A 10294-nucleotide genomic window follows, 5' to 3' on the forward strand; every position below is an offset into this window, starting at 1 on the left:
ACTTGATGTAACAAGGTTATCTTATCAAAATAAACAGCGTATTTATTTGGTCAAAAAACGCTTTTTTCTTATATTTGTTCCATAAAAAAAGACTATGCCCTATCCGATAGAAACGCAATACTTAGAACATCATCCGTTAGTGAGCTTCATCATTACTGCCTATAACATTGAAGCGTCATTACTGCGTTCATGCATAGAAAGCATTCTCGGATTATCGTTGAATCCTGAAAATCGTGAGATCATTGTTATAGATGATGGAAGCGAAACACCTGCCATTACATCACTCCTTGACGTATGTGATAATCTCATTTATGTGCGACAACGTAATCAAGGATTGAGTGTGGCGCGCAACAGAGGCATAGATATTGCTCAAGGGGATTTCATTCAGTTTATTGATGGCGACGATTCTCTACTACAATTCACTTACGAACATTGCTTAGATATTGTGAGATTTCACAATCCTGACATGGTGATTTTCGAAGCGTCTACTAAGCCTTCAGTAGATATTACCGAAGAGATTGCAGGACCATTTGAGGGTACTTCTTATATGGAAGAACATAATATTAGAGGGTCAGTATGCTGTTATCTCTTCAAAAAAGACATCTTACGAGGGCTCCGTTTCCGTTCAACATTGACTTATTATGCTGAAGATGAAGAGTTCACTGCACAGCTAATGTTGAATGCAAAACGTCTGTTTGTGACTCCAGCTAAAAGCTATTTCTATCGTCAACACAAGCTTTCGATAATGCATCGCAAAGGAAAACGCGATGTCATTCAACGATTAGAAAACACAGAAAGTGTTATCTTTTATCTCCAAAGTCGACTTCAAACACTTCCTCAGTCAAAGCATGTGGCATTACAAAGGCGTATAGCACAACTTACAATGGATTATGTTTATAATACTGCCCGACTAACACATTGTCTTTCAAAACTTGACGAAACATGCGAAAGATTGCATGAACATGGGTTGTTTCCACTGCCAAACAAGGACTACACAAGCAAGTATCAACTCTTTCAAAAACTATCCAAACATCGCTGGGGGCGTAGAATCATCATTGCCGCTACACTGATATGAAGATATTGCTCATCGGAGAATATAGTAATGTTCACGCCACATTAGCCAAAGGACTAAATCACTTGGGGCATGAGACTATGGTTGTTTCCAATGGAGATGACTGGAAAAACTATCATCGAGATATTGATATTAGTAGAACTTATGGCCCTTTCGGTGGGCTAAAGTTATATGCAAAATTATTGACTTTACTCCCAAAACTCCGTGGGTTTGATATTGTTCAACTCATCAATCCGATGTTTTTTGAACTCAAAGCTGAGCGACTTCGTTTCTTCTACGACTATCTTCGACGTCACAATAAGTATGTGGTACTTGGAGCGTTCGGCATGGATTATTATTGGGTTCATGAGTGTATCACTCGCTTTCCCTTGCGTTATAGCGACTTTAATATAGGTAAACACGTGCGGACGGATGAAGAATCGCAACGCTATATTAGAGATTGGGTGGGAACAGCAAAGGGAGATTGGTGTCAATATGTGGCAAAAGATGTAGATAAAATCATTGCTGGGTTATATGAATATTGGGCATGTTATCAGCCCATCTTCCCTGAAAAGACAGTTTTTTGCCCCTTTCCCATTATTCCAAGTCATACAACCTACCGTCCATTTGATGGCAAACTACACCTCTTTATTGGGATAAATAAAATGCGAAATCGTTATAAAGGAACTGATATTATGCTCAAAGCAGCACAAAAAATAGTAGAAAACTATCCTAAAAAGGCTGATTTGCAGGTTGCAGAAAGTGTTCCATTTGAAGATTATGTCAAAATGATGGGAAAGTCAGATGTTATTCTTGATCAGCTGTACAGCTATACTCCATCCATGAATCCGTTGGAAGCGATGAGCCAAGGACTAATCTGTGTTGGTGGTGGTGAACCCGAAAACTATGATATTATTAATGAACATGAGTTGCGTCCAATTATCAATGTAGAGCTCAATGAAAGCAGTGTGTATCAAGCTTTGTATGAGTTAATTCTGCATCCAGAACGAATTAATACGTTGAAACGTGAGAGTATGGCTTATATCAAGCGTCATCATGATTATATAAATGTGGCTCAAAAGTATATAGCGTTTTATGAACAACTTGACCATTAAACTCATTCATACTACTGATATCCATGGATGTTTCTTTCCATTTGACTTCATTGAGGGACGTCCTTGCAGTGGATCAATGGCGCGAATCTCTACTTATGTGAAGCGAATGCGAAGCAAATATGGTAATCGTTTACTACTCGTTGATGGTGGAGATATATTACAAGGTCAGCCCACTTGTTACTATTGTAACTTTGTTCAGCCTCAAATGAAGAATGTAGCAGCAAGAGTTGTTAATTTCATGCGCTATGATTTACAGACTATAGGCAATCATGATATCGAAACAGGACATGCAGTTTATGATAAGTATGCAGCAGAATTAGATTGTGATTTGTTGTCAGCTAATGTAGTAAATGAGGTTACATTAAAGCCTTACTTTAAGCCTTATGCAATTCGAAATATAGAAGGTGTCAAGATTGCTTTTATTGGAATGTTGACTCCGACAATACCCTATTGGTTGCAAAAAGACTTATGGAGTGGCATGAAATTTCTGGATATACCGAGTTGTATGGCACAATGGGTAAAGCATGTACGTGAAGTTGAGCATGCCGATGCAATCGTTGCACTCTTTCATTCGGGGTTCGATGGAGGCATTCAAGATGCTAATGGCAGTGAAAATGCATGTGTAACAACAGCACGAAATGTACCTGGAGTTGACCTCATTCTATGTGGACATGACCATCAATTAAAACGAGAATACGACACCAATCATGGCAAAGAGGTTTGTATTATAAATCCATCGAGTAATGCACATTACGTCAGTGAGTGTAGTCTTTGCTTTGAATTTAATCAAGAAGGAACACCAAAACTCAACGCGGTAAAAGCGCAATTGAGGAATATTGATAATGAGAATGTGGACGAATCTTTCATGGAACAGTTCAGCAAAGACATAGAACAAGTAAAACAATATGTTAATCGTAAGCTTGGAATCTTTGTGCATTCTATCTATACAAGGGATTGTTTCTTTCGGTCAGCTCCCTTTGGAGATCTCATTCATGACATTCAATTAGAACACACAGGAGCTGATATTTCATTGAATGCTCCGTTAAAATTTGATGCATGTATTCGCAAAGGAGATGTTCATGTCAGTGATTTATTTAATCTTTACACGTATGAAAATCAACTATATGTTGTCAAAATGACGGGTAAGGAGATTAAAAAACTACTTGAAATGAGTTATGGTCAATGGGTTACAACCATGAAATCGCCTGATGATCACATTATGCTGATGAAACAAGATGGCACGGGGCATTGGCATTGGACTAATCTTGCATTCAATTTTGATACGGCTTTTGGCATTGATTATGAAGTAGATGTTAGGCAAAATTATGGCAAAAAGGTTAATATTCTGCGTATGACAAACGGACAACCTTTTTGTGAAGATAAGACTTATCGTGTGGCAATGAATAGTTATCGGGGTAATGGTGGCGGGGAATTACTAACTCGTGGTGCAGGAATCTCTCTCAAAGAACTTCCTAATCGTATAGAATATGTAAGCGAAAAAGACCAAAGAAGTATTATTATGGACTATATTGAACGCCATAAAGTGATTGATGCAAAACCGCATAACAACTGGTCTTTCGTACCAATGGAATGGACAGAACCAGCTTTAGAACGCGACTATAAACTGTTGTTCGGTAAGCATTAATTTATCCATCTTAACGTTCTGTATAATCATTAGATTTGATTAATAATCTATAAAAAAACAAGTTATGGAAAGAAATAATCCATTTTGTTTTGTAATTTTGCAAACAGTTTAACATAAATAGGAAGGAATATGAAAAAGTTATTAATCATAGCATTAGTGCTCCTAACATTTGTTACAATGGCTTCTGCACAGAAACAGGCAGAAATTAAATTCGACAAATTGAGTGTTGACCTTGGAACATTCCCAAAGAGTGACCCAATTCGTCAAACCACTTTCGTATTCACAAACACTGGAGACGCTCCTTTAGTGATCAATCAAGCTATGGCCAGCTGCGGATGTACAGTGCCAACATACACCAAAACGCCTGTAATGCCAGGACAAAAAGGTGAGATTAAGGTCACATATAATGGCTCTGCATTGTTTCCTGGACACTTTAAGAAGAGCATAACAATACGTAGTAACGCCCAAACGGAAATGGTTCGGCTTTACATTGAGGGAGTAATGACCGACTCAAATAATAAATGATATTCTACTTTTCTGCAACAGGAAACACCCTTTGGGCTGCTCAACGAGTTGCTCAAGTGACTGGAGAAAGACTCCTTTCTGTAGCAAAACTTATCAAAAGCCAACATGCTTTTGCCTTGGAAAAAGACGAGCGTGTTGGCTTTATCTATCCTATATATGGATGGCGTCCGCCTGTAATCATGCGAGAGTTTGTGCGGAAACTTACCCTCACCACACAGCAACCATCAGATAATCTTTCGTTACATTATTGCTTCGCATTATGCACTGCAGGAGACGATATAGGGCTATCGATGGACTATCTAAATTCAGATTTAAAGACAGTTGGATTGCAAACGAACGCTACTTTCTCGTTAAAAATGCCGAATACTTACGTGGGATTACCTTTTATGGACATTGATTCTGAGGAAGTTATCCATAAGAAACGTGAAATAGCAGAAGTTCAACTACGTGAATATTGTGAGCAAATTTTTGACAGAATTCATTGTAAGAACCAGCGCAATCATAGTCATTGGCCACGCATAAACAGCAATATTCTTGGGGCATTCTTTGTTAATAAACTCATCACTGATAAACCTTTTCACGTTGAAAAGCAACGATGTGTAAAGTGTGGGATATGTGCTAATGTCTGTCCTGTAGACAATATAGAAGGTGGACACGGCCTAATGCCTAAGTGGAAACATACAAATCGTTGCCTAACTTGCTTTGCATGTTATCATCATTGCCCACATCATGCAATCGAATATGGTAGACAAACCCTACATAAAGGCCAATATGTATTCAAATAATACAATGTGATTTTAGAACTAACTAATTGAAAGAATTTATTAAAAGAATTATAATGAAAACCATTTTACTCACTATTGGCATGATGCTTACAGCCCTTTCAGGGCATGCAATGCCTGCCGATACAATATATGTCATGCGAAATGACGGCGTAATGGTATCTGCACCAACCTTCGGAAGTGCTGAATCTGAGCTTATAACACCACGCAAACATCCTGACAATTTGCAAGTAATTCCGACACGAGCAATCGACACTTCACAACGCTATACGCCTCATACGGGTAGGCCACATATATTGGTTATCCTCGCAAACTTTAAGGATGTGAAGTTTCAAGTTCATGAACCAAAGGCGGCTTTTCATGATTTTTTTAATGCTGAAGGACCTATTGTCAATCGCGGAAATGGTAATAACGAGAACTTCGGGAGTGTCAGTCAGTATTTCAAAGCAACAAGTCTTGGCGCCTTTGAGCCTGTATTTGAAGTTTATGGCCCAATCGATTTGCCAAAAGATATGACTTATTATGGAGGCTCAAATGCCAATAATAATAGCGATGAGAAGCCAAGAGAACTTGTGCAGGATGCAGTTAATTGTGTCAAAGATCAAGTCACAAATATAGATCGATTGGATTCAAATAACGATGGATATATAGACTGTGTCTATGTGATCTATGCTGGATTAGGGCAAAATAATGGTGGAAGTGCAGAGTCTGTATGGGCATGTACAAGCGTAATTAGCAACCCTTCATTGAAGGTTGGCAATAAGAACGTCTATAATTTCAGCATTGGTGCAGAACTCTTTCCCAGTCGAATTAGGAACCAAGCCAATGGACAAGAGCGCGCAATGCAAATTAATAGTATTGGTGTTACGTGTCATGAGTTCTCGCATGCAATGGGATTACCCGACATATATCCTACTATTTCATCTGCCTATTTAGATAACCAAGAGATGGAATATTGGGACTTAATGGATGGTGGAGAGTATGCAGGTAATGGAGGTTTTATACCAATGCCTTATACAGCTTGGGAGAAAAAACAAATGAATTGGCCTGTAAACATTCAACCTTTAACGTCAAAAGGAAACATAACTATGAATAAATCAGCTGATGATGGAGGCGTCGTCTATAAGATTGTTAACCCTGGAGATCCAAACGAATACTTTCTTTTAGAGAACATAACCAAGACTGGTTGGTATGCGGGGGCAAGTAATCAAGGATTACTTGTCTATAAGGTGGTCGACCAAGGCAACGTTAATATGAGTGATCATCCTAACAACACACCATACAGACCCCGTATGGCTGTCGTGCCAGCTGACGGACTTTGTATGTCAAGCTATTCAATTCAAGTTCATGAACAAACAGAACCTAACTATAAAGAGCTTAATAGACAGGAGAAAAGAAAGTATAAGAACCAGCTAAAGGGGGACGTTTTCCCCGGAACAGTCAATGCAGATAACCTGAATGACAACTCTAATCTGCCCAATTTCTGGTGGTACACAAAGGGAGATCTTAATGAAAGAGCAACATTAAATCCATCTTATTATAAAGTGAATCAATCACTTAAGAATATTAAACTCAATGCAAATGGGGCTATATCGTTTACATTTTATCCAAAATATAATAGCCTTGATGGCATAAATAAAATACAGATTGAGAACTCAGAAGACCACCATATCTTTACACTTGATGGCAAATATGTTGGCAACCAGCTTGAGAACCTATCCAAAGGTGTCTATATTCGCAATCATAAAAAAGTCATTGTAAAATAAAGTTCGCATTGAATGAATAGAAGTTTTGGGGCTTATACGCTTTAGAACTGAAAATAAAATATTTTTTTATCAAAAAAGATTGCGAAATATTTGGTAATCCAAAAAAAAGTCATACCTTTGTATCGTTATCCTGAAAACAATCTTTTTACCTTAAAAAGGACTAATACCTATTGAAGATTTGGAGCGGTTACCTGTGAAGGTCATCGCTTTTTTTTGCACTATTTTGAATCTACTGATTTTAGAACTAAGTTGAATAATAGACATAGAATAAATTCATATCTAAGAAAAGATTATTCACAATACAAATTGAAAAATAAAGTTCCATGATGTGATTACTAATCATCATAAAAATGTAATCAAATCAACCTGCATCCCTTTAATTAGAGTCGGCTCTCCCACCCTATACAACACAATCGCCATTTCGCATCATCTCTTTTCCCTCTCAAGCACTATTTAATAGTAATAGTCTGAGGAAGCATTCACTATTCTTCCTTATTGAATTACGTTACACTATACGGAATACGTTATTAATGTATTTATTTCATATAGTTAATTCATTATACTGATGTTCAAAGAGATATGATGCTACTTTGTAAGCTTATAGCATATAAAAAGTAATCTGCGTCAAATCATCGTGTGATTTGACGCAGAAATCACAATAAAATACCTTATATCATACGATAATATGACATAAATCATATTATCAGATTTAATCAATTCTACTCAAAACGCATTTATACCATCAAACGCATTTTACCATTAAAGCCTATGATAACTTTAATTTGATAGGCTGTAGGACTATCAGGCACACAAACATTTGCTGTAAATAAGAAACCATTTGTATTTGTTTCAGTGTAGTTTATGTCACTTAATATACTCTGACTCAACACGCCTGAAGGTATCTGCTGTTTGAAATCAGACTTCCGGAAATCACGACTAAAGAGTTGATTACTTCCCTTAAAGATGCTGACATGAACAATATTATCAAAATACACATTATCAACCTCAACACCTTCGTCATTATAAGTCTGTTTCGCTACTTTGAAAGTAGTTGGATTAACCTGTGTATACCAATGATAATGAGCGTTTCCATAGATGACTACAGAATCGCGTTTAATCAATTTTTTCTGGTTTAATGCTACAGGATGTGACATCCCGAAGAAAGACAAATAAGTGTTATCATTTGTCTTTATACATTTAATCAAGTCACCATTTTGGTTCTTGAACATGAAAAGGTGAGGCGCTTGCTTCACAATCTGATACTTAGCAACATTAGAACTGTGAAGAACAAGTGAGTCTTTTATTATTTGAAAGTACACAGGTTGTGAGGTACTATCAGGATAAAAGATAGTATCACCAACCACACGAAAGGCAGGACTATCATCATCTTCATTCAACCAAAGACCTTGAAGCATCTTTTTTGCAGTATGATCTTCTGAAGGCTGGTCTGTAGAATTTGTTTTATGATTACTACATGAGACTCCAACAAGGGTCATAGTAACCACAAACAACATAGGTAATAAGCTATATTTTCGCATCAATCAAATAATTCTGCATCTTGTAAAGAGCAAGCTTTCAGATCCTTTTCTGATGTCAAAACATCCTTTGAATCGATAGGCCACTCAATGTGAATTTGCTCATCATTCCAACGAATACTGGCCTCATGTTGTGGTGCATAAACATTATCTACCTTATAAGTAAAGATTGCTTCGTCACTAAGAACAAGGAAACCATGAGCAAAACCACGTGGAATAAAGAGCTGACGCTTATTCTCTTCAGAGAGTTCTACCATGACATATTTTCCAAAGGTAGGGCTACTCTTGCGAATATCAACGGCAACATCCAAGACCTTTCCCTTGATTACGCGAACCAATTTTGCCTGAGAATACTCTCCTTTTTTGATAGTGGAGACCACGCAATACGCCATAAGAAGACTTAGATTCATTGTCTTGTATAAACTTGATTTTACCTATTTTCTGCTGGAATTCTTCGTCTTTCCACGCTTCAAAGAAATAGCCACGAGCATCTTGAAAGACACGAGGCTCGATGATAAATACACCTTTTATGTCCGTCTGTTTATACTCCATCACTTGTAAAGTGTTTGTTTTTCCATGGCACAAAGATACAACTTTTACAATAGTTATCAAAATAAAAAAGATAAATAAATGATTAATGAAGATTTTTTTCGCAAAACTTTGAAAGCTAAAATAAAAGTACTAAATTTGCAACGTGATTGAGTTAGAAAGACATATCGAAATACTTTTGCTCACGAATGATTGCGTCATAATTCCTAATTTTGGTGGATTTATGGCACATTATCGGGCTGCTCACTTTGACGAAAGAGACAAATCGTTTCTTCCGCCAACACGAACTGTGGGCTTTAATCATGCCTTAAAACTCAATGATTCGCTGCTTGCGCAGTCTTATGTAGAGGCTTATGACATCAGCTATCCAGAGGCTTTACGACGTATTGAGCAAGATACTGAAGAATTGAAACAGGTGCTTCAGAATGAAGGTGAATATAATTTAAGGAATCTTGGACGCCTTTCACTTAACAACGAAGGGCAATATGTCTTTGAACCATGTGAGGCTGGTTTGCTTACTCCATCGCTTTATGGACTCAGTAGCTTTGAGTTCAAAAAACAAAAGCAATGCTCTGAAATGCAAACTGAAGTTGAAACTCATATAAAAGAGACTCAACCGAAAGCACAAATTCTTGACTTTGTTGTTCCTGAAGCAATCGAAGAAACAGAAGAAAAGTCATATACGATTCGTCGAAGTGTAGTTAGAAATATTGCGGTTGCCTGTATTGCTGTATTGTTTTTCCTATTATTACCTTCAACATTAAGTAATGGAGAAAAGGCTACAATGACTGGAAACAGGATTGATACCAACCTCTTAACGGCTATCATGCCTAAGGAAGTAACGATTGGTAATGCAGCAAATCACATTACAAAAGACATGACTAAGAAGGCTTTTGAAGCTGTAAAAGAAGAAAAAATTGCTGAAAAATCTTCGTCAACTGAGGTTGAAGAGAGGAATACTCCTGCTAAAAGCTATTATAGTATAGTATTAGCCTGTAGAGTAACTCGCAAGAATGCTTCTGATTTTGTAGCTCATCTACATCATAAAGGTTATGATGAAGCAAAGGTGTTAACACAAAGAAATCGCACAAAAGTTATTTATGGACAATATGATTCAGAAGAGGCTGCACGCAAAGTAGTGAATAAACTTCATCAAAAAGCAGACTTTTCAGATTGTTGGATTATCCATATCAAATAATCATTTCCTATATTTTTATATGAAACGCGTACGTTGCCCCAAATGTGATAACTACATTACATTTGATGAAACCAAATATCAATTAGGACAATATCTTGTATTTGAATGTCCCGAATGCGGCAAGAACT

The 10294-nt window shown here is 37.1% G+C and carries 8 protein-coding genes and 2 pseudogenes; 8 read left to right on the top strand and 2 right to left on the bottom strand.

The features are described 5' to 3' along the window. The first annotated feature begins 94 nt into the window (after positions 1–94). The 6 genes from HMPREF9420_RS01235 to HMPREF9420_RS01260 all read left to right on the top strand — a co-directional run bounded on the left by HMPREF9420_RS01235 (position 95) and on the right by HMPREF9420_RS01260 (position 6884). Complete coding sequence (locus HMPREF9420_RS01235) at positions 95–1075, top strand: glycosyltransferase family 2 protein (protein WP_007133568.1); 981 nt, start codon at positions 95–97, stop codon at positions 1073–1075. Further along, positions 1072–2166, top strand: coding sequence for a glycosyltransferase family protein (locus HMPREF9420_RS01240; protein ID WP_007133569.1), 1095 nt, complete (start codon positions 1072–1074; stop codon positions 2164–2166). The genes HMPREF9420_RS01235 and HMPREF9420_RS01240 overlap by 4 nt, the downstream gene beginning before the upstream one ends. After that, complete coding sequence (locus tag HMPREF9420_RS01245; RefSeq protein ID WP_007133570.1) at positions 2147–3811, top strand: bifunctional metallophosphatase/5'-nucleotidase; 1665 nt, start codon at positions 2147–2149, stop codon at positions 3809–3811. Before HMPREF9420_RS01240 ends, HMPREF9420_RS01245 begins: the two co-directional genes overlap by 20 nt. Positions 3812–3940: 129 nt before the next feature. Next, positions 3941–4336: a DUF1573 domain-containing protein gene (locus tag HMPREF9420_RS01250; protein ID WP_007133571.1), complete on the top strand. Its 396-nt coding sequence runs from the start codon at positions 3941–3943 to the stop codon at positions 4334–4336. Further along, complete coding sequence (locus tag HMPREF9420_RS01255) at positions 4333–5121, top strand: EFR1 family ferrodoxin (RefSeq protein ID WP_007133572.1); 789 nt, start codon at positions 4333–4335, stop codon at positions 5119–5121. Before HMPREF9420_RS01250 ends, HMPREF9420_RS01255 begins: the two co-directional genes overlap by 4 nt. A gap of 53 nt (positions 5122–5174) precedes the next feature. Beyond that, positions 5175–6884: a M6 family metalloprotease domain-containing protein gene (locus HMPREF9420_RS01260; protein ID WP_007133573.1), complete on the top strand. Its 1710-nt coding sequence runs from the start codon at positions 5175–5177 to the stop codon at positions 6882–6884. 734 nt (positions 6885–7618) lie between these two features. Here HMPREF9420_RS01260 and HMPREF9420_RS01265 read toward each other — a convergent pair. Both HMPREF9420_RS01265 and rfbC read right to left on the bottom strand, forming a co-directional pair. Beyond that, positions 7619–8380, bottom strand: a complete 762-nt coding sequence (locus tag HMPREF9420_RS01265) for a DUF4738 domain-containing protein (protein ID WP_248628122.1) — start codon at positions 8378–8380, stop codon at positions 7619–7621. 41 nt (positions 8381–8421) lie between these two features. Further along, positions 8422–8971 (bottom strand): annotated as a pseudogene (rfbC, locus tag HMPREF9420_RS01270) (dTDP-4-dehydrorhamnose 3,5-epimerase). A 142-nt stretch (positions 8972–9113) separates the two neighbouring features. Between rfbC and HMPREF9420_RS01275 the strand changes: the two are divergent. Next, the gene (locus HMPREF9420_RS01275; RefSeq protein WP_007133577.1) at positions 9114–10166 is read left to right on the top strand and encodes an HU domain-containing protein; all 1053 of its coding nucleotides are present in this window, start codon (positions 9114–9116) and stop codon (positions 10164–10166) included. Positions 10167–10185: 19 nt separating this feature from the next. After that, positions 10186–10294, top strand: a pseudogene (locus HMPREF9420_RS15070) (FHA domain-containing protein); the annotation flags it as partial.

It is taken from the genome of Segatella salivae DSM 15606, assembly GCF_000185845.1.
Classification (GTDB): Bacteria; Bacteroidota; Bacteroidia; order Bacteroidales; family Bacteroidaceae; genus Prevotella; species Prevotella salivae.